Raw genomic sequence first — 24843 nt, 5'->3', positions numbered from 1 at the left:
GTGAGGGGACAAGGCTAGTGAAGATCCTGATCAGCGCCGACATGGAGGGTGCCACCGGCGTCACCTGGCCCGCCGACGTCCTTCCCGGGACGCCGGAATGGGAGCGGTGCCGGCCCATGTTCACCTCCGACGTGAACGCGGCGGTCCTCGGCTTCTTCGACGGCGGCGCCGACCAGGTGCTGATCAACGAGGCCCACTGGTCCATGCGCAACCTGCTGCTCGAACAGCTCGACGAGCGGGCCGAGATGATCACCGGGCGGCACAAGACCCTGTCCATCGTCGAGGGGGTGCAGCACGGCGACGTCGACGGCATCGCGTTCATCGGCTACCACACCGGCGCCGGTACCGAGGGCGTCCTCGCCCACACCTACCTGCCCAACTCCCTCACGGGCGTCTGGCTGAACGGAGTCCGGGCGAGCGAGGGGCTGCTCAACGCCCATGTGGTGGCGGAGTACGGCGTGCCCGTCGTCCTCGTCACGGGGGACGACCTGACCTGCGAGGACGCCCTCGGCTACGCGCCCGAGTCGCGCAAGGTCGCCGTCAAGGACTACGTGTCGCGGTACGCGGCGGTGTGCCGGACCCCGAAGCGCACGGCGAGCGAGATCCGGGCCGCCGCGAAGGACGCCGTCGCCCTCGCCGTACGACACGAGCCGGTGGCGGCCGGGCCGTTCACCGTCGAGCTGGAGTTCGACGCCGAGCATCTGGCCGGCGCCGCGACCGTCGTACCGGGGGTCGCGCGGAGCGGCGAGCGCCGGGTCGCGTACACCAGCGCGACGATGTACGAGGGCATTCGCACGTTCAAGGCGGTCACCACGATCGTCTCCGCAGCGGTGGAGGAGCAGTATGGCTGAGCCCGTCCCGAGCCCGGACGGCGCGGCGCTCGACAGCACGGCGCTCGACGAGGTGGTGACCTTCACCTCCGAGCTGATCCGGATCGACACCACCAACCGGGGCGGCGGGGACTGCCGCGAACGGCCCGCCGCCGAGTACGTCGCCGAGCGGCTCGCCGCCGCCGGTCTGGAGCCCGCCCTCCTGGAGCGGACACCGGGCCGGACGAACGTCGTCGCCCGGATCGAGGGCACCGACCCGTCCGCCGACGCCCTCCTCGTCCACGGCCACCTCGACGTCGTCCCGGCCGAGCCCGCCGACTGGGCCGTCCACCCCTTCTCCGGCGAGATCCGCGACGAAGTGGTCTGGGGGCGCGGCGCCGTCGACATGAAGAACATGGACGCGATGGTCCTCGCCGTCGTCCGTTCCTGGGCCCGGCAGGGCATCCGGCCGCGCCGGGACATCGTCCTCGCCTACACCGCCGACGAGGAGGCCAGCGCCGAGGACGGCTCGGGATTCCTCGCCGACCACCACCCCGGCCTCTTCGCGGGCTGCACCGAAGGCATCAGCGAGTCGGGCGCGTTCAGCTTCCATCCGCAACCCGGCATGACGCTCTACCCGATCGCGGCGGGCGAGCGCGGCACCGCCTGGGTCAAGCTCACCGCGCACGGCCGGGCCGGACACGGCTCCAAGGTCAACACCGCCAACGCCGTCACCCGCCTCGCCGAGGCCGTCGCCCGAATCGGCGCGCACAGCTGGCCCGTCCGCCTCACCCCGACCGTGCGCGCCGCGCTCACCGAACTCGCCGCGCTGTACGGCATCGAGACCGACGTGACCGCCGAGGAATTCGACGTCGACACGCTCCTGGAGAAGCTCGGGCCGGCCGCCGCGCTCGTCGAACCCACCGTGCGCAACAGCGCCAACCCGACGATGTTGGAGGCCGGTTACAAGGTCAACGTCATTCCGGGACGCGCCGTCGCGTACATCGACGGCCGCACGCTGCCCGGCGGCGAGGAGGAGTTCGCCGCGACCATGGACCTGCTCACCGGACCCGACGTGGAGTGGGAGTTCCACCACCGCGAGGTCCCCCTGGAGGCCCCGGTCGACTCGCCGACCTTCGCGAGACTGCGGGCGGCCGTCGAGCACTTCGACCCGGCCGGGCACGTCGTGCCGTTCGCCATGTCCGGCGGCACCGACGCCAAGCAGTTCTCCCGGCTCGGCATCACCGGCTACGGATTCTCCCCGCTGAGGCTGCCCCCGGAGCTCGACTACGCGGCGCTCTTCCACGGCGTGGACGAGCGCGTGCCGGTCGACGCCCTGCACTTCGGCGTCCGGGTCCTCGACCACTACCTGAAGTCGGCGTAGGTTTCGTCGAGTTCGCGTTCCACCGCCCGAGTCCGTGTAAAGGAAGTCGCGATGGTACCCACGGGCGCCTACGGCACCTGGCCTTCCCCGATCGACGCCGCGCTGGCCGCCCGCCACGACGGGCGGCCCGAGTACGTCGGCTTCGTCGGCGACGAGGTGTGGTGGACCGCGCCCCGCCCCACCGAGGGCGGTCGACGGGCGCTCGTCCGCAGGCGCGCCGACGGCACCGAGGAGTCGGTGCTCCCGGCCCCCTGGAACGTCCGCAGCCGGGTCATCGAGTACGGCGGACTGCCCTGGGCCGGGCGGGCGCGCGCGGACGGCGGCCCGCTCCTCGTCTTCGTCGACTTCGCCGACCAGCGGCTGTACGCGTACGAGCCCGACGCCCCCACCGGCGCCGGGCCCCGGCCGCTCACCCCCGTCTCCCCGGTCGGCGGCGGGCTGCGCTGGGTCGACCCGCTCATCCATCCCGAGCGCGACGAAGTCTGGTGCGTCCTGGAGGAGTTCACCGGCCCCGCCCCCACCGACGTGCGCCGGGTCCTGGCCGCCGTACCCCTCGACGGGTCGGCCGCCCAGGACCGGGCCGCGATCCGCGAACTCTCCGACGGACGCCACCGGTTCGTCACCGGACCCCGGCTCTCCCCGGACGGCGGGCAGGCCGCCTGGATCGGCTGGGACCACCCCCGCATGCCCTGGGACGGCACGGAGGTCCTCCTCGCCGACGTCGCCCCCGACGGCACCTTCGGCCCGGCGCGGACCGTGGCCGGCGGCCCCGAGGAGTCCGTGCCGCAGGTCGGCTGGTCGGCCGACGGACAGCTCCTCCACGTCAGCGACCGCAGCGGCTGGTGGAACCTCTACCGCACGGGCACGGGCACGGGCACGAGTACCGGCACGGGCACGGGCACGAGCACGAGTACCGGCACGGGCACGGGCACGAGCACGAGTACCGGCACGGGCACGGGCGCCGACGGCAGCGGCGAGCCGGTCGCCCTGTGCCCGCGCCCCGAGGAGTTCGGCGGGCCCCTCTGGAAGATCGGCCTCACCTGGTTCCAGCCGCTGGAGAACGGGCTCGTCGCCGTCATCCACGGCAAGGGCGCCACCGCCCTCGGGATACTCGACCCCGAGAGCGGCGAACTCGTCGACACCGCCGGACCGTGGACCGAGTGGGCCGCCACGTTGGCTGCGCACGGCCCCCGGGTCGTCGGCGTCGCCGCCAGCCCGCGCAGCGCGTACGAGGTCGTGGAGCTCGACACCCGCACCGGCCGGGCCCGGGTGCTCGGCTCCGCCCACGACGACCCCGTCGACCCGTCGTACTACCCCGAGCCCCAGATCCGCACCTTCACCGGTCCCGACAACCGCGAGATCCACGCCCACGTCTACCCGCCCCACAGCCCCGACCGGACCCCGTCGGGACAGGAGCTGCCGCCCTACGTGGTGTGGGCGCACGGCGGGCCGACCGGGCACGCCCCGCTCGTCCTCGACCTCGAGATCGCCTACTTCACCTCCCGGGGCATCGGCGTCGCCGAGGTCAACTACGGGGGCTCCACCGGCTATGGACGGGAGTACCGCGAACGGCTGCGTGAGCAGTGGGGCGTGGTCGACGTCGAGGACTGCGCCGCCGTCGCCGAGGCCCTCGCCGCCGAGGGCACCGCCGACCCGGCCCGGCTCGCCGTCCGGGGCGGCAGCGCGGGCGGCTGGACCACCGCTGCCTCCCTCGTCACCTCCGACGTCTACGCCTGCGGCACGATCATCTACCCCATCCTCGACCTCCTGGGCTGGGCCACCGACGAGACCCACGACTTCGAGTCCCAATACCTGGAGTCGCTCGTCGGCCCGCTCGCCGAGGTGCCCGCCCGCTACCAGGAACGCTCGCCGCTCGGCCACGTCGAGCGGATCTCCGCGCCCTTCCTGCTGCTCCAGGGCCTCGACGACGTGATCTGCCCGCCCGCGCAGGCCGAACGCTTCCTCGCCCGGATGGCGGGGCGGGGCGTTCCGCACGCGTACCTCGCCTTCGAGGGCGAGGGCCACGGCTTCCGCCGGGCCGAGACGATGGTCCGCGCCCTGGAGGCCGAACTCTCCCTGTACGCACAGACCTTCGGCGTCGTGCGCTCCGACGTGCCCCCGCTGGAGCTGAGGAAATGACCGTGACCGCGCTGACCCGGCCCGCCCGGCTCGGCCCGGGCGCCCGCGTGGCCGTCGTCGCCCCCAGCGGGCCGATCCCGGAGGACCGGCTCGCGGCCGGCCTCGACATCCTGCGCGGCTGGGAGCTCGAACCGGTCGTCGCGCCCCATGTCCTCGACACGCACGGGGAGCTGGGCTACCTCGCCGGAGGCGACCAGGACCGGGCCCGGGACCTCCAGGAGGCCTGGTGCGACCCGGACGTCTCCGCCGTGCTCTGCGCGCGCGGCGGCTACGGAGCCCAGCGGATGGTCGACCTGCTCGACTGGCCGGCGATCCGCGCCGCGGGCCCCAAGGTGTTCGTCGGCTACAGCGACGTCACCGCCCTGCACGAGGCGTTCGCCGTCCGCGCCGGTCTCGCGACCCTGCACGGCCCGATGGTCGCGGCGGCCACGTTCCTCAAGGACCCGCGCACCCAGGAGTCCCTGCGCGCCACGCTGTTCGAGCCCGAGTCGGTCCGGTCCCTCGGCCTTCCCACCGCCCGCCCGCTGGCTCCCGGCCGGGCGCACGGCGTCACCCTCGGCGGCTGCGTGAGCCTCCTCGCCGCCGAACTCGGCACCCCGCACGCCCGCTCCTCGGCCCGCGGCGGCCTGCTGCTCCTGGAGGACGTGGGGGAGGAGCCGTACCGGCTCGACCGCATCCTCACCCAGCTCCTGCGCTCCGGATGGCCGGCGGGCGTCGCGGGCATCGCCCTGGGCTCCTGGGAGGAGTGCGGACCCTACGAGGACGTCCGCGCGGTCCTCGCCGACCGGCTCGGCGGCCTCGGCGTGCCGGTCGTGGAGGAACTGGGCTTCGGCCACAGCGAGACCGCGCTCACCGTCCCGCTCGGCGTTCCAGGAGTCCTGGACGCGGAGGCGGCGACGCTGACCCTGGACGTGCCGGCGCTCGCCTGAGGCGCGCGTCCGGACCGGCCGCGCCCTCCGCACTCCTTCACTGAATCTCCGTCAACAACCGTTGTCCGACGCGTTGACGCGGTCTGACACGTGTCACACCATGGGCCCCGCTCGGTGCTTACCAGTCGGTAATCCTCAGTGTGGAGGCTCCCGTGTCCGTGTCCCGCGCGCTGCCGCTGTCCCGCAAGCTCCTCGCCCTGGCCGCGACCACGGCCCTCGCCGGGCCGCTCGCCGCGGCGGGCCCCGCGCAGGGCGCCGAGCCCGGCACGTACACCGTCACCCCGCTGACCTTCACCGTCGAGGTGGGCGGGCGCACCTGCGCCGTCGACGCCGACCTGTACCGGCCGGCCGGGGTGGACGCGGCGCACCCGGCACCCGCCGTGCTCGCCACCAACGGCTTCGGTGGCAGCAAGACGGACGGGTCCACGGACGCCATCGGGAAGGCCTTCGCCGAGCGGGGCTACGTCGGACTCGTCTACTCCGGGCTCGGCTTCGGCAGGTCGGGCTGCCTGATCTCCCTCGACGACCCGCGTATCGACGGGCAGGCCGCCGCCCGGCTCCTGGACTTCCTGGGCGGCACCCGCGCGGCCGACGACGGCACCCGCGCCGACTTCGTCACCCGGGACGGGGCGGGCGACCCGCGCGTCGGCATGGTCGGCGGTTCCTACGGCGGCGCCATCCAGCTCGCCACCGCATCCGTCGACCCCCGCCTCGACGCGCTCGTCCCGCTCATCACCTGGAACGACCTGGCGTACTCCCTCGCCCCGAACGCCGCCGACCGGGCCACCCCCGGCGTCTTCAAATGGCAGTGGGCCAACGGCTTCTACCTGATGGGGGAGGGGCAGCCGCTGCTCGTCCCCTCCCTCGACCCCACCCGGATCAACAGCCTGCGCTGTCTGCACTTCGTCACCGACGCCTGCGACACCGTCCGGCTGCTCAACTCCGGCCGCTACCCCGCCGCCGAGACGAAGAAGATGCTCGACTTCGCCCGGAGCGTCTCCCCGGTCTCCTACCTCGACCGGGTCACGGCGCCGACCCTGATCGTCCAGGGCCAGGCCGACAGCCTCTTCACCCTCAACGAGGCCCAGGACACCTACGAGCGTCTCCAGGCGCGCGGCGTCGAGACGAAGATGATCTGGCAGTCCTGGGGTCACAGCGGGGGCCAGGCCCCCGGCGAACTCGACCTCGGACAGGGCAACCTGGAGACCAGTTACGTCGGGCAGCGCGTCCTCGCCTGGTTCGACCGGTACCTGCGGCGCGACGCGGGCGTCGACACGGGCGCCGAGTTCGCCTACCACCGCTCCTGGCAGAGCGGCTACGGCACCGCGGCCGGCGTCCCCGCTCTCAGCCAGAAGCTCTACCTCTCAGGCGACGGCAAGCTCGTGGACAACCGCTCCAAGGTCGCCCGGGGTTCACGCACCTACACCAACTGGCTGGTCCCCACGAGCCACTCCGAGTCCTCGCTCGCCGGCCTGGTCGGCCTGCCCGACCCGCAGCCGTACGACCTCGCCGGCACCCACCTCGCCTGGACCAGCGCCCCGCTGGCCGCCCCAGTCGACCTCGTCGGCGCCCCGAAGGCCACCCTCCGGGTCGTCTCCCCGAAGACCGAGCGGGTCCAGGACTCGGGCGACGCCGCCGACCGTCTCGTGCTCTTCGCCAAGGTCTACGACGTCGCACCGGACGGGAAGAAGACCCTGGTCAACCGGCTCGTGGCGCCGGTGCGCGTGCCCGACGTGACCCGGCCGTTCACGGTCGAGCTGCCCGGCATCGCCCACCGCTACGAGGCGGGCCACCGGCTGGAGTTCGTGATCGCCGCGAGCGACGACGCCTACGCGGGGAACCGCGGCGTGAAGCCGGTGATCGTCACCGCCGCGCCCGAGGACACCGGGACCCTGGAGTTGCCTCTTGTCAAGGGCCGGGTGGGTTAGCAGCCAGAAGGGTGGATTCACGCGACCTTCGGTCGTTCTTTACCTGTTCTTTTCCCACTCTGCGGGCAGCGGGCCGCAGACTGTGCCTCCGCCTACGCACCGTGAGACGCCGGTGCGGGTGGCATCTCCCCGCCTCGTAGAAGGACCGAAGGCCCCGTGCCACTTTCCCTTGTGCTGTCCGGCCGCACCGTACGGCTGGAACCCCTCGCACCACAGCACGCCGTCGCGATCGCCGCGGCCGGCACCGAGGACCGTACGACGTACGCGTTCACGCCCGTCCCCCACAGCCTGGACGCGGCGGAGATCTATATCGAACGGGCCCTGGCCGACCAGGCCGCGGGCCGGGCGCTGCCCTTCGCCGTCATCAGTACCGCCGACGGGCGGGTCGTCGGCGCCACCCGCTTCCTGGAGCTCGACTACTGGCAGGGACCCCTGGTCTGGCCCGCCGTCCCCGGGGTGCCCTACGGCGACCCGCTCACCGCCGTCCCCGACGCGGCAGAGATCGGCAACACCTGGCTCGCCCCGGGAGCCCAGGGCACCGGCATCAACGCCGAGGCCAAGCTGCTGATGCTGCGCCACGCCTTCGAGGCGTGGGGCGTCCGACGCGTCTCGATGCGCGCCGACGCCCGTAACCTGCGCTCGCGGGCCGCCATCGAACGCCTCGGCGCCACCTGCGAGGGCGTTCGCCGGGCCCACTCGCGCGGCCTGGACGGCGCCGTACGGAGCACCGCCTTCTACTCGATCCTGGACGAGGAGTGGCCGATGGTGCGCGGGATCCTGGAAGCCCGGCAGGCGGCCCGCATGACCCGCGCCGTCGGCACCGCCGCGGACCCGCGCGGTCCGCTCGTCCCCGCGTAGCCGCCGCGCGGATCGGCCGGGCAGCCCCCGCTCGGACCGGGGGCTGCCCTGGCCCGCCCCCGGGCCAGGGTCTGCTGCTCTCAGGCCCCGGCCCGCGGCTCCAGGCGGCTTCCGCGCGGCCGCGTCAGGGACATGATGTCGCTGGGGACGTCCAGCGTGATCCGGTGCCACCGGCCCCGCGGGACGACCGCCGCGGCCCCGGCCGCGAGCTCGATCTCCTCCTCGGCGTCCCCCGGCCGCTCGGGGCGGAACGAGAGCCGGATCCCGCCCGTCAGGCAGGCCACCACCTCGTCCGCCTCGGTGTGGATCTCCCAGTGGTCGGCGTGGACGTCGGCGTCGTCCTCCACGTGGAAGGTCATCACCTGCCAGCCGTCCCGCTCGGGGTCGAAGACGGGAGGCACGGCGCGCACCTCGCCGCCGTGGTCGAGGCGGAGGAACGAGGAGAAGAGGTCGATCGGAGTGACGCTCATGTCGTGAGGCCTTTCCTCGGTGGTCGTCGGGAGGGTGCTGGTTCAGTCCGTGCCGGCGGTCAGCGCGCGCCGCAGGGCCGCGCAGAGCTCGGCGAGCTGCCGCTGGGAGACGTCGGCGGAGAGGATCGCGAGCGACCCGTGGAACGTGCCCGGCCACTGGTGCAGTTCGACCGGCACGCCCGCCCGGAGCAGGCGCAGCGCGTAGTCGAGGTCCTCGTCGCGCAGCGGATCGAGCTCCGCCGTGGAGACGTACGCGGGCGGGAGTCCGGACAGGTCGGCCGCCCGGGCCGGCGCCGCGTACGGGGTGGCGGGCTGCGAGCCCAGGTAGTGCCGCCACGCCACGGCGAGGGTCTCGCGGTCGTGGGCCGGGGTGTCGGTGAAGGTCCGCTGCGACCAGGTCTCCTGCCGGTCGTCCAGGGCGGGCTGGTTGAGCACCTGGAACCGGATCGCGGGACCCTGCTCGTCCCGTGCCCGCAGCGCCACCGCCGCCGCGAGCCCGCCACCGGCGCTGTGCCCGCCGACCGCGATCCGGTCGGGGTCGATGCCGAGTTCGGCCGCGTGCTCGGCCGTCCAGGACAGTACGGCGTACACGTCGTCCAGGGCGGCGGGGAACCGGTGCTCGGGAGACCGGCGGTAGTTCACCGAGATCACCACCGCGCCGGAGCCGGCGGCGAGCCGGGCGCCCCAGTGGCGCTCGGTGTCCAGGTCGCCCACGACCCAGCCGCCGCCGCTCAGCCAGAGCACGGCGCCCCGGGCGTCCTTCGGCCGGTAGATCCGTACCGGCACGTCCGGATCGGCGGGCACCGTGCGGTCCTGGACGTCCAGGCCGGTGGTGTCCGGCGCCGGTATCGAGGCGGCGAGCGCGGCGACTTTCGCACGGGCGGCCACCGGGTCGGTCAGGTCCTGTCGGGGGAGCAGCGGGACGAAGGGTTCGAGTTCGGGATCCATGCGGCTCATCCTCACGGCCACGGACCGCGCGGTCACCCCGGCGCCCGTCGCGCGTACCGCCCCGGAATCGCACCGATCGGCGCGCCCCTCCGAGGCCCCCGCGCGCTCTACTGTTGCGCCATGGAGGCACTCGCCGTACGGCTGTCGGGACTGGATGCGTACGCCGAAGGCGCGATCCGCGTCGTCGCGTTCTACGACACGCTCATGCGCCGCAGGGTCGACCTCCCGGCGCTCGCCCGCGCGTCGGCGGGCCTCGCCGAGTGCGTGGCCGGGATCCGGCTCCACGACACGGGACGGGCGTGGCGCGTGGCACCCGACGGCAGCCGTCCCTCGGACCCGCCGTCGCCGTCGTCGGGGCACGGCTCCGCGCCCGCGCACGGCTCCGCGCCCGCGTCGGCGCCCGTGCCGATCACGCTGGACGAAGAGGAGATCGGCGAGGTGTGGCTGGAGCGGCCGGGACCGCCGCTGGCGCTCGACACCGTGGTCCTCGAACGCCTCGCCCTCGCCGCCGCGACGGTCGTCGAGCGGTACGGTCCCGCCCGCACCACCATGGCCGACCCCGCCCTGGTCGAACTGGTCATCAGCTCCGGCGCCGACGAGGCCGCCACGGCACGGGCGTTACGGCTCCTGGGGTTCCCCGCCGACGCGCCGGTCGAGGTCGTCGCCGTACGGTCACGGCTGCCGCTCCACCGGATCGGAGCCCTCGTCTGCCCCGGCCGCACCGTGAAGGCGGCCACGGTCGGCGACGTGGGCGTCCTCCTGGCCGGCGGCGTGGACGAGGACCGGTTCCCCGCCGACGCCCGCGCGGGCATCGGCGCCGCCGAGAGCCCGGAACGGTCCTGGCGGCAGGCCCGCACCGCACTCCGCTTCACCACCGCGCACCGGCCCGTCGTCCACCACGCCCGGCTCGGGGCGCTGGCGCTCCTCGCCCACGTGACGCCGGACGCCGCACGGGAGAACGCGGACGTGGCGGCGATCGCCGCCCTCGCCGACAACCCGGGCGACCTCGCGACCCTGGACGCCTACTGCGCCACCGGATCCCAGCGCCGGGCCGCCCAGCTGCTCCACCTCCACCACAGCAGCGTCGCTCGCCGGCTGGAGCAGATCGGGAGGACCCTGGGCGTCGAACTCACCGAACCCGCGGGCCTCGTACGGGCCACCGTCGCGCTCACGACCTGGCGACTGCTCACCGACCGGGACGGCTGAGACGTGACACGGGCCGGGACGGCCGAGACGTGACACGGGCCGGGCGGTGTGGGATCCCCCGTCTCCCACACTGCCCGGCCCGTCCCGGCCCGCCGTCGTGCGCCTACGCCGCCTTGAGCGCCGCGTAACCCGGGCGGACGACCTCGTCGATCAGCCGCTGCCGCTCCGGGAGCGGCAGGAAGGCCGCGTTGAGGGCCGCGACCGTGAACTCCTCGAAGACCTCCGGGCCGTAGCCGAAGGCGTCCACCATGTGCTGGAACTCCTCGCTCATGGTGGTGCCGGAGACCAGCCGGTTGTCCGTGTTCAGCGTGATCCGGAAGCCGAGCCGGCGCAGCTCGTCGATCGGGTGCGAGGCGTAGTCCTTGGCCGCGCCCGTCTGGAGGTTGGAGGTCGGGCAGACCTCCAGGGCGATCCGGTTGTCGCGGACGTACGCGGCGAGACTGCCGAGCGTGCCGTCCTCGGCGATGTCGTCCGTGATCCGCACGCCGTGACCGATCCGCTCGGTGCCGCAGACCTGCACGGCCTCGTGGATCGACTCCGCGCCGACGGCCTCGCCCGCGTGGATCGTGAAGTGGCAGTTGTGCCGCTTCAGGTGCTGGAACGCGGGCAGGTGGCGGGCCGGCGGGTTGCCGATCTCGCCGCCGGCGATGTCGAAGCCGGCCACGCCCTGGTCCCGGTGCGCCACCGTGAGCTGGGCGATCTCCAGCGAACGGTCGGTGTGGCGCATGCCCGTGAGGAGGGTGCGGACGGTGATCCGGCCGCCCGAACGGCGCTCGCCCTCGCGGAAGCCCTCGTTCACCGCCTCGACGACCTCGTCCAGGGTCAGCCCGGCCGCCAGGTGCTGCTCGGGGGCGTAGCGGATCTCGGCGTAGACGACCCCGTCGGCCGCCAGGTCCTCGGCGCACTCGGCTGCGATCCGGTGCAGCGCCTCGCGGGTCTGCATCACCGCGCAGGTGTGGGCGAAGGTCTCCAGGTACCGCTCCAGCGAGCCGGAGTCGGCGGCGTCCCGGAACCAGACCGCGAGCGCGGCCGGGTCCTCGGTCGGCAGCGCGGTGTAGCCGCACTCCCGCGCCAGTTCGACGATCGTGGCGGGACGGAGCCCGCCGTCCAGGTGGTCGTGGAGGACGGCCTTCGGCGCGCGGCGGATCCACTCGGCGACGGCGACGGCGACGGGGGCGGCGGCAGGCGCAGCGGCAGGGTTGTCAGACAAGTGCATGGCGCGGAAGTGTACGCCACGACAGGCGCGGGGTGCTGTGGCGGTCGTCGCCCGCTCAGTTCGACTGGAGGACCGGCAGCGCGGGAGCGCCCGTCGGCAGCATGTGCTTGGCGGCCAGGACCGGGGTCTCCCCGACCCGCACCACCTGGGTGACCAGGACCGCGGGGGTGTCGGCCGGGCGGCCGAGCTGCTCGCCCCTGCGCTGCCCGAGCAGGGTCGCCGTCACGCTGCTGTGCGCGCCGAGCGACACGCCCCGCGAGGCCCCGGCGAGCACCGCCAGCATCGAGGTGCGCTCGGGCGCCGGCTCGGCGCGCAGCGCCTGGGCGAAGGCCGGGTGCGCCCGCTCCAGTACGTCGTCGGCCGCCGCCCACTCCTGGCTGAGGGCCGCCGCCGCGCCCTCCCCGGCCAGCAGCGACTCCCAGAACCGCAGCTCCGCCCTGGCCGGGGCGAGCAGGTGCTGGGTGGTGAAGTCGGTCGGCTCCTCGACCGCCCGCAGCAGCGCCCGCACCCGCAGGGGCGCGCCCGTGCCGATCAGCTCCTCCAGGGGCTGGATGTGCTCGAAGCCCCGGCGCGGCGGGTGGTCGTTGACGGTCCTGCCGACCCCGCGCCGCACGGACAGCAGGCCGTCCTCCTGGAGCAGCAGCAGGGCCTCGCGCAGGGCCGGGCGGCTGACGCCCAGCTCGCCGGCGAGCTTCGGCTCGGAGGGCAGGGTCGAGCCCGGGGGATAGGTGCCGTCGTGGATGGCGTCCGCGATGCGCTCGTAGAGCACCACGACCGGCCGCCGCTGCTGTCCGCTGACCGCCACTGCCCCTCCTCCTTCGACTTGTCGGCAAGTGAACGGTATTCCGAATCACAGGTCAAAGGGTCTTGACGTGTGACGCGCGTAGAACTCACTCTGTTCGGGAGTTGCTTGTCTGACAAGCTTCGTCCACTGCTAGGACATCCACGGCAAAGGGGCCCCAATGTCAGCCACATCCGACCTCAAGGGCCGAGGTCCCATGCTCCTGGCGATGGTGCTCGCCGTCCTCGGGTACCAGATCAACGCCACGATGCTCAGCCCCGCGCTGCCGGATGTGATCGAGCGGCTCGGCACCACCACGGCCGCTGCCGGCCTCTCCCAGACCCTCTTCTTCCTGATGGCGGCCATCGGCCAGGTCACCCTCGCCCGCCTCAGCGACCGGCGCGGCCGCAAGCCGATGATGATCGTCTGCGCCTTCGTCCTGATCGCCGGCAACCTGATGTGCGTCTTCGCGCCGAACATCGAGTTCTTCATCGCCGGCCGCATCCTCCAGGGCATCTCCGCGGCGATGTTCACCCTCGCCTTCCTCACCCTGAACCAGCTCCTCACCCCGGCCGGCTTCGGCAAGGCCGCGGGCGTCATCACCGCCGTCAACGGCGGCCTCGCCGGGGTGGACGCCATCGCCGGCGGCCAGATCGCCGACACCATCGGCTTCCGCGGCATCTTCGTCTGCTCCACCCTGATCGCCGTCGCGGGCCTGATCGGCGTACGGAAGTACGTCCCCGAGGTCCCGGCCACCGCGCCCGAGGGCCGCTTCGACTCCCGGGGCATCGCCGCCCTCGCGGTCGGCCTCACCGGCATCCTGGTCGGCCTCGCCCAGGGCGCGGCCTGGGGCTGGACCTCCGTCCTCACCCTCGGCTTCCTGCTCGGCGGCCTCGCCGCACTGGTCTTCTTCGTCGTCTCGCAGAAGAGCGCGGCCGACCCGGTCATCGACATCGAGGTACTGGCCTCCCGCCGGGCCTGGCCGCTGCTGCTCACCACCGTCTGCACCCTCGGCGGCGCCTTCGGCGCCATCGCCCTGACCATTCCGCTCTTCTCCCAGGACGCCCGGGTCGGCCTCGGCCTCTCCGCCGTGACCGCCGCCGTCCTCTTCCTCACCCCGATCCAGCTGATCGGCGTGGTCTCCGCCCCGCTGACCGGCCGCCTCGGCCCGAGGATCGGCTGGCGGAAGATCGTCGTGACCGGCGCCGTCGCCAACTTCGCGATCTTCCTCTTGGCCACCTTCTTCCTGCACGACGAGTGGGTCCTGGTCGCCTCGCTCGCCGCGCTCGGCGTCACCTACGGCGGTTTCATGCTGACCGGCCTCAACGGCCTCGCCGTCACCACCGCGCCCAAGGACAAGCCCGGCTCACTGTCCGGGCTCAACGGCGCCTGCTTCGGGATCGGCGCCTCCCTCGGCATCGCCCTGGCCTCCGCGATGATCACGGCGGGCAGCGACGCGGGCGGACCGACCGAAGCCGGCTACCAGCACGCCATGTACGCGGCCCTCGCCCTGCTCGGCATCGGCGTCGTCTCCGCCTTCCTCATCCAGCGCCCCGACCCGGCGGAGGAACCGGCCGACGAGCCGCAACTGGTCCTCGCCCACCACTGACCCGGTCGGCCCACAGCGGGGCCCACCGACGGGGCCCACCTGCCGGGCACGGCGGGCGAGGCCGCACCCTCACCCGTACGGCCCCTCCCACCGCCCCCGTGCGGACCGGATCCCTCCATCCTGGTCCCACGGGGGCGGCCGCGTACGACGGAGGAGAGGTCCGGGCATGAGTCCCAAGGAGACATCGAGCGGCGGGAGGCCCCGCTCCGACGGACCCTTCACGCCTGCCCGGATCGCCATGGCCGTCGTCGCCGTCCTCACCCTCGTCCTGATCTTCGAGAACACCCGGCAGGTCAGGATCCGGCTGATCATTCCCGAGGTGACGATGCCGCTCTATCTGGCGCTCCTCGCCACGACCCTGCTCGGCGGGGCCTGTGGCTACTACGCGGCGACCCGGCGGCGCGCATGAGGCGGGCGGCGTTCCTGGGGGTCGGTGCCCTCCTCGCCCTGGCGGCCGTGGCGGTCGCCTCGTCGCAGGACGCGGTCGCGGCCGACGACGCGGCGCCGGTGCCCGCCCGGCCGATGCCCGGGTTCCTCGGCAAGGGCCTCTGGCGGGTCTTCACCGCCCTCGCCCCGCGCACCCGCCTCGACGTCCACGACGTCCAAGGCCGCGACCGGCGGGTGCTGTGGCCGCCGAACTGGTGGGTGTGCACGCAGTACCCGGCCGAGGGCGAACCCCTCGACGGCCGGACGACGGTCGTGCTCGGCGTGGTCAAGCGGGGCGAGACCGTCCCGCCCCGAGTCCGCGCGGCCCGCCGCTGACGGGACCCCCCGAGCGACCGGCGCCACCGGAGTCATCGGCCCCACCGGCCCCACCGGCGCGACCCGTCGCGCCAGGGCCTGGCCCGATCGGCCCGACATGCGCGATCGGCTGCGCCGGCGCGATCGGCCCCACCGGCGCGACCGGCCGCGCCGGTGCCTGGCACCCTGGGGGCATGTCCGACGATCTTGGTCAGTACCTCACCGCCGGCCCGCGCGTCGGCCTGCGCGGCTACTCGCTCGACGACGCCGAGGAGTTCACCGCGCGGGCCCGCGAGAGCCGCGCCACCCACCGGCCGTGGCTCTTCCCGCCCGACAGGACCGAGACCTACGAGCCGTACGCCAGGGCCCTGACCGAGGACCCGGCGCGGGCCGGGTTCCTGATCTGCGAGCGGGCGGAGCAGGGCCGGATCGCCGGGTTCCTCAACATCAACAACATCGTCCGGGGCGCGTTCCTCAGCGGCGCGCTCGGCTACGGCGCCTTCGCCCACGCGGCGGGGCGGGGGCTGATGGGCGAGGCGCTCGGCCTGCTCCTCCCGTACGCCTTCGGCCCCCTCGGGCTGCACCGCCTGGAGGCCAACATCCAGCCGGGCAACGCCGCCTCCCGCGCGCTCGTGCGCCGGGCCGGCTTCCGCCTCGAAGGGTTCTCACCCGCCATGCTCCACATCGACGGCGCCTGGCGGGACCACGAACGCTGGGCGATCACCGCCCCGGAGAACGCGGCATCGGCTCAGCGCTTGTAGTTGATCTTCATCGTGTCCAGGTCGGTCACCTTCGACCTCAGCCTGCCGTGCGCGTGCCCCAGCTCCGCGAGCGCCCGCTCCACCCGGTCCTCGGCGAGCACACCGGCCATCTCCTCGCCGTCCGCCGCGTCCGAGACCACGACCAGGCGGTACGAGAAGTGCTTCAGCGTCCTGTCGTAGCTGAGCGAGCCCTCCTCGGAGAAGCGCATCGCCTCCATCCCGTGCGCGTCCACCTCGGCGAGCAGCCGGGCCCGGCTCTCCTCCGACAGTCCGTCGAACGTGCCGCGCACGATCACCCGGTAGGTGTGCTGGGTGCTCATCTCTCTCTCCGTACTCCCGAAACCCGTTGAAGTCGCAGAGTACGGCGGAGAGGATGAGGCGCATGCGGAATATCGTCGCGCTCGACGCCCCCTCGAACCTCGGTCTGCGCCCCCCGCTCCCCGGTACCGTGCCCGGCTGCCACAAGCTCGCCGGGGCCCTCCGTGAGAACCGGATCGTGGCCCGGCTCGGCGCCATCGAAGGCGGAGTCGTCGTCCCGCCCCGCTACGACCTCGGCGACTGGCAGGAGAGCGACGGCGTCTTCAACGCCGCCGCCCTCGCCACGTACACCCGCACGCTCGCCGACCGGATCGAGCACCACGTCAGGGCCGGGGACTTCCCTCTCGTCCTCGGCGGAGACTGCTCGATCCAGCTCGGCGCCTCGCTCGCCCTGCGCCGCATCGGCCGCTACGGACTCGCCGCAGTCGACGCCTCCCCGGACTTCCGCCACCCCGGCAACTCCGACCGGGTCGGCGCCGCGGGCGGCGAGGAACTGGCCCTCGCCACCGGCCGCGGCCAGCGGGACCTCACCGACCTGGAGGGCCGCGGCCCCTACCTCCGCGAGGAGGACGTCCGGCTCTTCGGCATCCGCGACGCCTACCACGACGACCCCGAACTCGTGGAGCTGCGCGCCCTGAAGGTCCCCGTCGTCACCGTCGCCGATCTGCGGGCCTGGGGCCCGGCCGAACTCGCCGCCGCCACGGTCACCGCCTTCGGGGCCCCCGCGCTCGACGGCTTCTGGGTGCACCTGGACGCCGACGTCCTCGACCCCTCCGTGATGCCGGCCGTCGACAGCCCCGACCCCGACGGGCTGCTGCCCGAGGAACTCCTGCCCCTGCTGCGGACCTTGGTCCGCTCCGAGCGCTGCGTCGGGCTCAACGTCACGATCTACGACCCCGACCTGGACCCCGACGGCACGGCCGGAGCGCTTCTGACGGACCTCGTCGTCGCCGCCTTTGCCGAAGACTGACGGACAGACCCCCTGGTCGGACGCGCGCCCGCCGTGTTCGATGACGCCATGACGACCGTACGACGTGCCGTACTGCCCCTGCCCGCGGCTCCGTTGGGCCCGGACAACCCGCTGCCCGCCCTGCGGCTCCTCGACGGGACCCCGGCGGTCGACCCGCGCGCCGTCGCGGACGACCTGCCGCGCGACATGGCCCGGCAGCTCGGGTACGCCCCGCTGCGCACCGTGCTGCCCGCGCCGGTCCGCGACGGCTACGGACGCGCGCGTGTGCCCACGGACCTCGACGCGATCGTCATCGAGAACGACCGGGTGCGCGCGATCGTGCTGCCCGGGCTCGGCGGGCGCGTCCACTCCCTGCAACACAAGGCCGACGGCCGTGAACTCGTCCACCGCAACCCGGTGTTCCAGCCGGCGGCGTTCGCGCTGAACGGCGCCTGGTTCGCCGGTGGCATCGAATGGAACATCGGCGCCACCGGCCACACCACTCTCTCCTGCTCCCCGGTGCACGCCGCGATCGTCGCGGCGCCCGGCGGCGGGCAGCTGCTGCGGCTGTGGGAGTGGGAGCGGCTGCGGGACCTGCCCTTCCAGGTCGACCTGTGGCTGCCCGAGGGCAGCGACTTCCTCCATGTCGGTGTCCGGATCCGCAATCCGCACGAGCGGACCGTCCCCGTCTACTGGTGGTCCAACACCGCCGTCCCCGAGGACCGCAGGATCCTCGCCCCGGCCGAGACCGCCTTCCACCACGGCTACGAGCGCGGCCTGCGCCGCGTGCCCGTCCCCGTCGCCCAGGACGGCACGGGCCGCTCCGAGGACCGCACGTATCCGCTGCGGAGCACGCTCCCCGCCGACTGGTTCTACGACGTCCCGGACACGGCACGGCGCTGGATCGCCGCCCTCGACGAGACGGGGGCGGGCCTGGTGCAGACCTCGACGGACCTGCTGCGCGGCCGCAAGCTCTTCCTCTGGGGCACCGCGCGCGGCGGCCGCCGCTGGCAGGAGTGGCTCACCGCCCCCGGCGCCCCCGGATACGCAGAGGTCCAGGCCGGCCTCGCCCGTACGCAGCTGGAGCACCTGAAGCTGGAGGGCGGCGCGGAGTTCAGCTGGCTCGAGACGTACGGACCGCTCACGGCCGAGGCCGGGACCGTCCACGGCGAGGACTGGTCGGCGGCCCGCGCGGACGTGGAGCGAGCCCTGGAGGCGGCGCTGCCGCGCGCCGCCGTCGACGCCGCGTACGCGAGTTGGAGGGAAACCGCCGCCGACGCCGAACCGGTCACCGTCCTCGCGACGGGATCCGGCTGGGGCGCCCTCGAAGTCCTGGCCCACGGACACGAACTGCCCGGGACACCGTTCCCCGCGTCGGCCCTGGGGGAGGAGCAGAAGCCCTGGCTGGAGCTGCTCCGCACGGGCGTCCTGCCACCGCTGCCGGAGGGGCCCGAGGGCGCCCCGCCCGGCCCGTCCCTGGTGGCGGACCACTGGCGGGACATGCTGGAGACCGCGACGCCGACGCCGCTGACGGAGTACCACCTGGGGATCGCGCAGTGGGCCGCGGGCGACCTGGCTCAGGCGGTACGGAGCTGGGAGCGCGGGCTCCGGCACGAGGGCGGCCTCCGCTGGCCGCTGCTGTACTGCCTGGCCGTCGCCGACCAGGAGGGCGGGCACCCGGTCAGGTCCGCCGACCGACACGCCCAGGCCTTCGACGCCTTCGAGGCCCTGGGCTCCGGGGACTCCGTGGTGCGGGCCGCGCTCGGCCGGGAGGCCGTGACCGCGCTCCTGGCCGCCGGATGCGCCCCGCGGGCGCGCGCACTCCTGGAGCGGCTGCCGGCGGACGTACGCGGGCGTGGCGCCTTCCGCCTCCTGGAGGCCCGCCTCCTCCTCGCCGAGGGGCGGAAGGCCGAGGCCCGGGCGGTCTTCGACACGGGCTTCGAGGTCGCCGACCTGCGGGAGGGCGCGGAGACCCTCGGCGAGCTGTGGTCGGCCCTGACCGACGAACCGCTGCCGGACGCCTACGAGTTCCGGATGCGGCCGTAGCCTGAACTCTTCCGGTCACGTTGATGACTTCCGTTGATGAATGACCGGAAACCGAACATCGAGGTGGCCGGCTTTCGCCGTATGACACACATACGCACGGCAGCCGGGCTCGCGCTCGCGCTGCTGTTCCTCGTGCTGGGCGTCGGCGCCCAGCACGGGGCATGGCCCTCACGCCGACCGGCGTCGGACCGGCGGACACCCTCTCTCCTGTCAACCATGGTTGACAGGAGAGAGGGTGTCAACGTAGGTTGACATCATGACCGATGCAACCGATCTCGCCGCGCGGGCGGGGGACCGTGATCCCCGGGTCGGCCTACGGGCCGTCACCGCCCTGCGGCGACTCCTCGAACAGTTGGAGGCCGTCCAGGTGCGCAGCGCCCGCGCCCAGGGCTGGTCGTGGCAGGAGATCGCGGCGGAGCTGGGTGTGAGCAGGCAGGCCGTGCACAAGAAGTACGGGAGGCATTGATGTTCGAGCGATTCTCGGCGGGGGCTCGGGCCGCGGTGATCGAGGCCGTGGAGCGGGCCCGGCGCGACCGCGCCGCCATGGTCACCGAAGAGCACCTGCTGCTCGCGATGTTCGACGCGGAGGGAACCAAGGCGTCCTTCGTCCTGCGGGCCCTCGGCGCGACCGACCGACGGGCCTCGCTGGAGGCGCAGCTCTCCGACGCCCACCGGCGGGGCGGCCTGTCGAAGGCCGACATGGAGGCGCTCGCGGGCCTCGGTATCGACGTGCCGGAGATCGTCGCCCGCGTCGAGGAGGCCCACGGGCCGGGCGCCCTCGCCGACGACCGCGAGGGGGGCTCCCGGCGCTTCGGAAGGCCCACCTTCAGCCGCGAGGCAGCGAGCGTCCTGGAGCGCTCCCTGCGGATCTGCCTGGGGCGCCGCGACAAGGTGATCGGCGACGAGCACCTGCTCCTCGCCCTGACCGCCCGCCCGGGCGTCGTCGCCGAGGTCCTCGCGGACCACGGCATCACCTACGAGTCGGTGGAACGCGCCCTCGGCCAGGGTGCGTCCGCCGCCTGACCCAGGGACTCAAGCGGCTCGCCGGTCGACGTACTCGAAGACCGAGCCGTCCGGGTGGACCGCGATCAGATTGCGGCCCACCGGCGTGGGGACCGGGCCCGCCAGGATCTTCGCGCCGGCCTCGGTGAGCGCGGTGAACGCCGCGTCCACGTCCTGGACGGAGATGGTCGCGGAGACCCGGCGCAGGACCTCCAACTCCGCCTCCGGACCGCTCATCAGGAGGAAACAGCCCACGGCCGCCACCGAGACCCCGCCCCGCTCGAATCGCTGGGCGGGGGCACCGGTGAGCCGCTCGTAGAACTCGACCGCTCCTTCGAGATCGTCGACGCAGACACGCAGTGTGGTTCCCAGAATCACCACATGGGCGAGCCTGGTTGAGGCTCACGGGACCCGGCAGAGGATCTCGCCGTGCGGGACCATGAACCAGCCGTCCTCCCGCTCGCCCCACTCGCGCCACGCCTCCGCGACCTCCCGCAGCGTGTCGGGGGTCGCGTGGCCACCCTCCACCGCGAGCCGCGCGTAGACCGACTCCGTCGTCCGGTCCGCCCACAGCCCGCTCCACCAGGCGCGCTCCTCGGGTGTCGCGTAGCACCAGGTGCCCGCCGTCGTCGTGATGTCGGTGAACCCCGCCTGCCGCGCCCAGGCGAACAGCCGCCGCCCCGCGTCCGGTTCGCCGCCGTTGGCCCGCGCCACCCGCCGGTACAGCTCCTGCCAGCGGTCCAGGGCGGGGGAGGCCGGGTACCAGGTGAAGGCCCCGTAGTCGCTGTCGCGCGCGGCTACCACACCGCCGGGGCGGCACACCCGTCGCATCTCGCGCAGCGCCTGGACCGGATCACCCACGTGCTGCAGTACCTGGTGGGCGTGGACGACGTCGAAGGAGTCGTCGGGGAAGTCCAGGGCGTGGACGTCGGCGACCGCGAACTCGACGTTCTCCAGCTCCCGTTCGGCGGCGACCGCGCGCGCCCGGTCCAGTACGTCCTCGGCGGCGTCGACCGCGGTCACCCGGCCCGGCGCGACCAGCGCGGCCAGGTCGGCGGTGATCGTGCCGGGGCCGCAGCCGACGTCCAGGACGTCCAGGCCGGGCTTCAGTTCGGGCAGCAGGTAGGCCGCGGAGTTCGCCGCGGTGCGCCAGGTGTGCGAGCGCAGCACCGACTCGTGGTGCCCGTGGGTGTAGACGGCGGTCTCGTGCGGCCTGGACTGTTCGGAGGCATGCGTCATGACCGGACTCCCTCTGTGTGGGTGGCTGTGCCAACCGTACGCCCGCCTGCCACATCGCGAGATGGTCATCTCGCGATGCGGACCTAGGGTCATGTGAAGAGGCGCCGCCGGTAGCGGAGTTCGTCGAGGGTCCGGCCCGCGGTCGTGTCCTGGGTGACGGTGCCGTCCGGCCGCCAGCCCGCGGCCTCGTAGAAACGGCGGCCCCGCGCGTTGTCCGCGAGGACCCACAGCGCCGCGTCCCGGAACCCGTCCGCCGCCAGCGCCTCCTCGGACGCGGCCAGCAGCCTCCGCCCCACGCCCGTCCCCCACACCTCCGGCAAGGCGTACAGCGCCGCGATCTCCCCGGTGGCGAGCGGGTCCAGGTCGTCGCTCCCGCCTCCCGGCCGTCCCCGGAAACAGCAGAACCCCACTACCGGCCCGGAGACCTCCTCCGTGGCCACGAACACACCGGGCGCCCCCACCCCACCGAGCCGCTCCGCCCAGACGGCGGCCCGCTCCTCGACGTCCAGCGCGTCGAGGTACGCACGCGGGAGCAGCCCGCGGTAGGCGGCCTGCCAGGACCGGACATGAACGCGGGCGATCGCCGCCGCGTCCTCGGGTAGCGCTGCTCGGATCGACATGCGCCGCATTCTCGACCCGCACGGCCGCACGCGGCGAACGCATGTGGCGCCGTACCGACACGCGGGCGACCGGATGCCTGGTGCCCGGACCGTCGTCGGCGGCGCCACTCGGACCGGGGCGTGAGGACCGGGCCGGGGTGTCGCGGCGGGGCCTCAGACGGGGAAGGTGACGCCCGTCAGGTCCTCCGAGACGGCCCAGAGGCGGTGCTGGACGGCCATGTCGTGGGAGAGCCGGCTGGACTCGACGAGCTTCGGATGGCCCCGTGTCTCGCCGATTCCGCTCGGTCCGTAGTACTGGCCGCCGCGCACGCCGGGGTCGGTCGCCGCGCGCAGTACCGGCAGCGCCCCCATCTCCGTGCTCTGGAGGACCAGCGGGCCGACGGCCGAGACGGCCACGCGCAGCGGTCGGGGCGTGTACCGCATGAGTTCGGTGTCGGCCATGCCCGGGTGGGCGGCGACCGCGACGGTGGTGTCCCGGTCGGAGAGCCGTCGCTGCAGCTCGTACGTGAACATCAGGTTCGCGAGCTTGGACTGTCCGTACGCGGGGACCCTGCTGTACGAACGCTCCCACTGCAGGTCGTCGAAGTGGATCCCGGCCCGGATCCGGTGCCCGACGCTGCTGACGGTCACCACCCGGGACCCCGCCACCGGCAGCAGCCGCTCCAGGAGCAGGCCGGTGAGGGCGAAGTGCCCGAGGTGGTTGGTGCCGAACTGCGACTCGAACCCGTCCCGCGTGGTCTGCTTCGGCGTGTACATCACGCCCGCGTTGTTGATGAGCAGGTCGATCCGGGGGTGGGCGTCCCGCAGCTCCGCCGCGGCCTGACGGACCGACTCCAGGGACGCGAGGTCGAGGCCCTGCACGGTGACGTCCGCACCGGGCACGGCGTCGGCGATGCGGGCGGCGGCGGCCTTGCCCTTCTCCACGTTCCGCACCGCCAGGACCACCGTCGCACCGCGTGCGGCAAGGGCTCGGGCGGTCTCGAAGCCGAGGCCGGTGTTCGCGCCGGTCACCACGGCGACGCGATGGTGCTGCTCGGGGATGTCGTCGCTGGTCCAGTTCTGCGTCATGACAGGTCCTCTCCTTACAGACCATCGGTCTCTTCCTTCCGACGGTAAGAGACCGACGGTCTGGTGTCAATGGACCGGCGGTCTGTAAAATGCCGTGCATGACGGCTTTCCAACGTGCGCGAAGCGAGGAGCAGCGGGAGGTCCGGCGTCGGGCCATCCTGGACACCACGGCCACGATGCTCGACACGATGCCGGTCAGCGAGATCAGCCTGAACGAGCTCAGCCGCCGGACCGGCCTCGCCAAGTCCAACGTCCTGCGCTACTTCGAGTCCCGCGAGGCGATCCTGCTCGAACTCTTCGGCCAGGCATGCAAGCAGTGGCTGGCCGAACTCGCCGAGCGTCTGCGCGCCGACATCGACCCGAGCGACCCGGTCGCCACGCGCGGCGACCGCCTCGCCGGCACGCTCGCCCGGTCCCTCTCCGGGCACCGGGTCCTCTGCGACCTGCTCGCGGCCCAGGCCGCCGTCCTGGAGCACAACGTGTCCCCGGAAGCCGCCGCACGCCACAAGCGGGCCGCCCACGCCGACCTCACCGCCCTGGCCGAGCTGATCCGCCTCCACGTCCCCGAACTCGGCGACGACGGCGCCTGGAAGGCGAGCGCCACGACCGTCCTGTTCACCGGCGCCCTCTGGCCCCACACCCAACCCGCCCCCAGCATGCTCGCCGCCTACGCGTCCGACCCCGCCCTGGCGGCGATGCGCATGGACTTCTGCCCCACCCTCGAGGACGCCCTGGCGACCCAGTTCGCAGGACTCCTGGCCCGCACGCGACAGGCGTGACTCCGGATCCGGCGCGACGGTACGACCTGCGGGCCCGGGCCCGGGCCCGGGCCAAGGGCGCGGCTGCGGTCGCCCCCGGCAGGCTCACGGATCGATGTCACATGCGGGCTGTACCTTCCGCGCATGGGTGTCTATGTGGTGAGCGTCGGCGCGGAGGAATGGTTCGGCGAGGAAGAGGACGGATGGGGTGAGGTCGCCTCGGCTCTCAACGCCGAACTCGGGCGGCGGGGCCTGCCGCCCTACGAGGACGTGCCCCCGGAGACGGACTTCGCCCGCGGCTCAGGGCAAGCCTTCGAGGAGAAGCTGGCCCCACCCATGACCGGGTTCCTCGCCTTGTGCAGGACGCACCTGACACGGGAAGAGTTGGAAACGCTCTGCGGCTGGACCGTCCTCGTGCCCTTCTCCCTCGACGAGGAGATCTGGTTGCCCATCGAATCGGATGAGCATGAATCCATGGTTGCCGGCGCTCCCCAGGTACTGCGCCTCGCGATGAAGCTGGCTACGGCCATCGACCTGCCCCGCGAGACCCCGATGACCTGCGACAACCTCGACCTGAGCATGTGGTTCAGGCACCAGGCGAAGGAACTGGCCGCTACGCGAACAGCACCGTGGAGCAAGGACCTGGACGCGACCTTCTACGTCGCGCTGTTCCTGCGCGCTGCCCAACACGCGATCCGACGCGGCTGCCCCCTCGTGTACACCTGAGAGCGGCTGCCGGGCCGTGCGGCCGGACGGCCGGCGCCGTCGGGCCGGCCTGACAGGCTGGTACCGGTCCACCCGAGTGGGTGGTAGACGCCAGAGGCAAGGCTTGACCTTGCCCGCCCCCGTCACCCGTACGGCCCTCGTCGACCGCGCCGTTGCGGTCCCGGTCTCCCCGTCGCGCGGCTGGGCGCGATCGTCGGTGGTGTCGCATGGGCCGGGGCGTCCGGTTCGTGGGTGGGGTGGTGGGCTGGGTTCGGCGGATGGGCGGCCGCTGGGACGGCGAAGCGTTCCGAACCTTCGTATAAAGGCACTGGGGGTGCCGTGTCGGCGGTGCTCTGTGT

General features: G+C 73.5%; 26 protein-coding genes. 17 read left to right on the top strand and 9 right to left on the bottom strand.

Annotated features, from left to right (window positions below; all coding sequences use genetic code 11):
• Positions 1-17 precede the first annotated feature (17 nt).
• From AB0E14_RS01120 to AB0E14_RS01095, 6 genes are all read left to right on the top strand, one after another.
• Entirely contained in the window at positions 18-851 is an 834-nt protein-coding gene (locus tag AB0E14_RS01120) for a M55 family metallopeptidase (RefSeq protein WP_362409954.1), read from the top strand.
• Entirely contained in the window at positions 844-2193 is a 1350-nt protein-coding gene (locus tag AB0E14_RS01115) for a M20/M25/M40 family metallo-hydrolase (protein ID WP_362409952.1), read from the top strand. The genes AB0E14_RS01120 and AB0E14_RS01115 overlap by 8 nt, the downstream gene beginning before the upstream one ends.
• A 51-nt stretch (positions 2194-2244) precedes the next feature.
• The gene (locus AB0E14_RS01110) at positions 2245-4332 is read left to right on the top strand and encodes a prolyl oligopeptidase family serine peptidase (RefSeq protein WP_362409950.1); all 2088 of its coding nucleotides are present in this window, start codon (positions 2245-2247) and stop codon (positions 4330-4332) included.
• On the top strand, positions 4329-5261 hold the full coding sequence (locus AB0E14_RS01105; protein ID WP_362409948.1) for an LD-carboxypeptidase: 933 nt from the start codon (positions 4329-4331) through the stop codon (positions 5259-5261). Before AB0E14_RS01110 ends, AB0E14_RS01105 begins: the two co-directional genes overlap by 4 nt.
• A gap of 158 nt (positions 5262-5419) precedes the next feature.
• Complete coding sequence (locus AB0E14_RS01100; protein ID WP_362410348.1) at positions 5420-7189, top strand: CocE/NonD family hydrolase; 1770 nt, start codon at positions 5420-5422, stop codon at positions 7187-7189.
• A gap of 156 nt (positions 7190-7345) precedes the next feature.
• Positions 7346-8047, top strand: a complete 702-nt coding sequence (locus AB0E14_RS01095) for a GNAT family protein (RefSeq protein ID WP_362409946.1) — start codon at positions 7346-7348, stop codon at positions 8045-8047.
• An 80-nt stretch (positions 8048-8127) separates the two neighbouring features.
• On the opposite strand, the gene AB0E14_RS01090 is transcribed toward AB0E14_RS01095, so the two are convergent.
• Together AB0E14_RS01090 and AB0E14_RS01085 are read right to left on the bottom strand one after the other, a co-directional pair.
• Positions 8128-8517 (bottom strand): cupin, encoded by a 390-nt coding sequence (locus AB0E14_RS01090; protein ID WP_362409944.1) that lies wholly within the window; start codon positions 8515-8517, stop codon positions 8128-8130.
• Positions 8518-8559: 42 nt separating this feature from the next.
• On the bottom strand, positions 8560-9465 hold the full coding sequence (locus AB0E14_RS01085) for an alpha/beta hydrolase (protein WP_362409942.1): 906 nt from the start codon (positions 9463-9465) through the stop codon (positions 8560-8562).
• Between the two features lie 120 nt (positions 9466-9585).
• Between AB0E14_RS01085 and AB0E14_RS01080 the strand changes: the two genes are divergently transcribed.
• Positions 9586-10671 carry a helix-turn-helix domain-containing protein gene (locus AB0E14_RS01080; protein WP_362409940.1) on the top strand — a complete coding sequence of 362 codons (1086 nt, stop codon included), beginning with the start codon at positions 9586-9588 and terminating at the stop codon, positions 10669-10671.
• A gap of 103 nt (positions 10672-10774) precedes the next feature.
• Here AB0E14_RS01080 and AB0E14_RS01075 read toward each other — a convergent pair whose 3' ends face one another.
• Both AB0E14_RS01075 and AB0E14_RS01070 read right to left on the bottom strand, forming a co-directional pair.
• Positions 10775-11887 carry an adenosine deaminase gene (locus tag AB0E14_RS01075; protein WP_362409938.1) on the bottom strand — a complete coding sequence of 371 codons (1113 nt, stop codon included), beginning with the start codon at positions 11885-11887 and terminating at the stop codon, positions 10775-10777.
• A 55-nt stretch (positions 11888-11942) separates the two neighbouring features.
• Entirely contained in the window at positions 11943-12692 is a 750-nt protein-coding gene (locus tag AB0E14_RS01070; protein ID WP_362409936.1) for a GntR family transcriptional regulator, read from the bottom strand.
• Between the two features lie 157 nt (positions 12693-12849).
• Between AB0E14_RS01070 and AB0E14_RS01065 the strand changes: the two genes are divergently transcribed.
• The 4 genes from AB0E14_RS01065 to AB0E14_RS01050 all read left to right on the top strand — a co-directional run bounded on the left by AB0E14_RS01065 (position 12850) and on the right by AB0E14_RS01050 (position 15779).
• Positions 12850-14277 (top strand): MFS transporter, encoded by a 1428-nt coding sequence (locus AB0E14_RS01065; RefSeq protein WP_362409934.1) that lies wholly within the window; start codon positions 12850-12852, stop codon positions 14275-14277.
• 166 nt (positions 14278-14443) lie between these two features.
• Complete coding sequence (locus AB0E14_RS01060) at positions 14444-14686, top strand: DUF1049 domain-containing protein (protein WP_362409932.1); 243 nt, start codon at positions 14444-14446, stop codon at positions 14684-14686.
• Positions 14683-15039 (top strand): hypothetical protein, encoded by a 357-nt coding sequence (locus tag AB0E14_RS01055; RefSeq protein WP_362409930.1) that lies wholly within the window; start codon positions 14683-14685, stop codon positions 15037-15039. The genes AB0E14_RS01060 and AB0E14_RS01055 overlap by 4 nt, the downstream gene beginning before the upstream one ends.
• Before the next feature lie 173 nt (positions 15040-15212).
• The gene (locus AB0E14_RS01050; protein WP_362409928.1) at positions 15213-15779 is read left to right on the top strand and encodes a GNAT family protein; all 567 of its coding nucleotides are present in this window, start codon (positions 15213-15215) and stop codon (positions 15777-15779) included.
• On the opposite strand, the gene AB0E14_RS01045 is transcribed toward AB0E14_RS01050, so the two are convergent.
• A complete protein-coding gene (locus AB0E14_RS01045; protein ID WP_362409926.1) occupies positions 15767-16099 on the bottom strand; it encodes a DUF6204 family protein in 333 nt (110 codons plus the stop codon). The two genes, AB0E14_RS01050 and AB0E14_RS01045, sit on opposite strands and share 13 nt — an antisense overlap.
• Positions 16100-16161: 62 nt before the next feature.
• On the opposite strand from AB0E14_RS01045, the gene AB0E14_RS01040 reads away from it, so the two are divergent.
• From AB0E14_RS01040 to AB0E14_RS01025, 4 genes are all read left to right on the top strand, one after another.
• Entirely contained in the window at positions 16162-17067 is a 906-nt protein-coding gene (locus AB0E14_RS01040) for an arginase family protein (RefSeq protein ID WP_362409924.1), read from the top strand.
• Between the two features lie 48 nt (positions 17068-17115).
• On the top strand, positions 17116-19092 hold the full coding sequence (locus AB0E14_RS01035; protein WP_362409922.1) for a DUF5107 domain-containing protein: 1977 nt from the start codon (positions 17116-17118) through the stop codon (positions 19090-19092).
• A gap of 256 nt (positions 19093-19348) precedes the next feature.
• The gene (locus AB0E14_RS01030; protein WP_361962939.1) at positions 19349-19558 is read left to right on the top strand and encodes a helix-turn-helix domain-containing protein; all 210 of its coding nucleotides are present in this window, start codon (positions 19349-19351) and stop codon (positions 19556-19558) included.
• Positions 19558-20115, top strand: a complete 558-nt coding sequence (locus AB0E14_RS01025) for a Clp protease N-terminal domain-containing protein (RefSeq protein ID WP_362409919.1) — start codon at positions 19558-19560, stop codon at positions 20113-20115. The genes AB0E14_RS01030 and AB0E14_RS01025 overlap by 1 nt, the downstream gene beginning before the upstream one ends.
• A gap of 9 nt (positions 20116-20124) precedes the next feature.
• Here AB0E14_RS01025 and AB0E14_RS01020 read toward each other — a convergent pair whose 3' ends face one another.
• The 4 genes from AB0E14_RS01020 to AB0E14_RS01005 form a co-directional block, all read right to left on the bottom strand.
• The gene (locus AB0E14_RS01020) at positions 20125-20475 is read right to left on the bottom strand and encodes a VOC family protein (RefSeq protein ID WP_362409917.1); all 351 of its coding nucleotides are present in this window, start codon (positions 20473-20475) and stop codon (positions 20125-20127) included.
• A 21-nt stretch (positions 20476-20496) separates the two neighbouring features.
• A complete protein-coding gene (locus AB0E14_RS01015; protein WP_362409915.1) occupies positions 20497-21333 on the bottom strand; it encodes a methyltransferase domain-containing protein in 837 nt (278 codons plus the stop codon).
• An 89-nt stretch (positions 21334-21422) separates the two neighbouring features.
• Positions 21423-21953, bottom strand: coding sequence for a GNAT family N-acetyltransferase (locus tag AB0E14_RS01010; protein WP_362409913.1), 531 nt, complete (start codon positions 21951-21953; stop codon positions 21423-21425).
• A gap of 153 nt (positions 21954-22106) precedes the next feature.
• The gene (locus tag AB0E14_RS01005; RefSeq protein WP_362409911.1) at positions 22107-23021 is read right to left on the bottom strand and encodes an SDR family NAD(P)-dependent oxidoreductase; all 915 of its coding nucleotides are present in this window, start codon (positions 23019-23021) and stop codon (positions 22107-22109) included.
• 98 nt (positions 23022-23119) lie between these two features.
• On the opposite strand from AB0E14_RS01005, the gene AB0E14_RS01000 reads away from it, so the two are divergent.
• Together AB0E14_RS01000 and AB0E14_RS00995 are read left to right on the top strand one after the other, a co-directional pair.
• The gene (locus tag AB0E14_RS01000) at positions 23120-23800 is read left to right on the top strand and encodes a TetR/AcrR family transcriptional regulator (RefSeq protein WP_362409909.1); all 681 of its coding nucleotides are present in this window, start codon (positions 23120-23122) and stop codon (positions 23798-23800) included.
• 123 nt (positions 23801-23923) lie between these two features.
• Entirely contained in the window at positions 23924-24505 is a 582-nt protein-coding gene (locus tag AB0E14_RS00995) for a hypothetical protein (RefSeq protein WP_362409907.1), read from the top strand.
• Positions 24506-24843: the final 338 nt, after the last annotated feature.

Origin of the sequence: Streptomyces sp. NPDC047981 (genome assembly GCF_040653315.1) — a bacterium.
Lineage (GTDB): Bacteria > Actinomycetota > Actinomycetes > Streptomycetales > Streptomycetaceae > Streptomyces.
The sequence above is the reverse complement of the archived record's forward strand: the minus strand, read 5'-3'. Positions and strand labels throughout refer to the sequence as shown.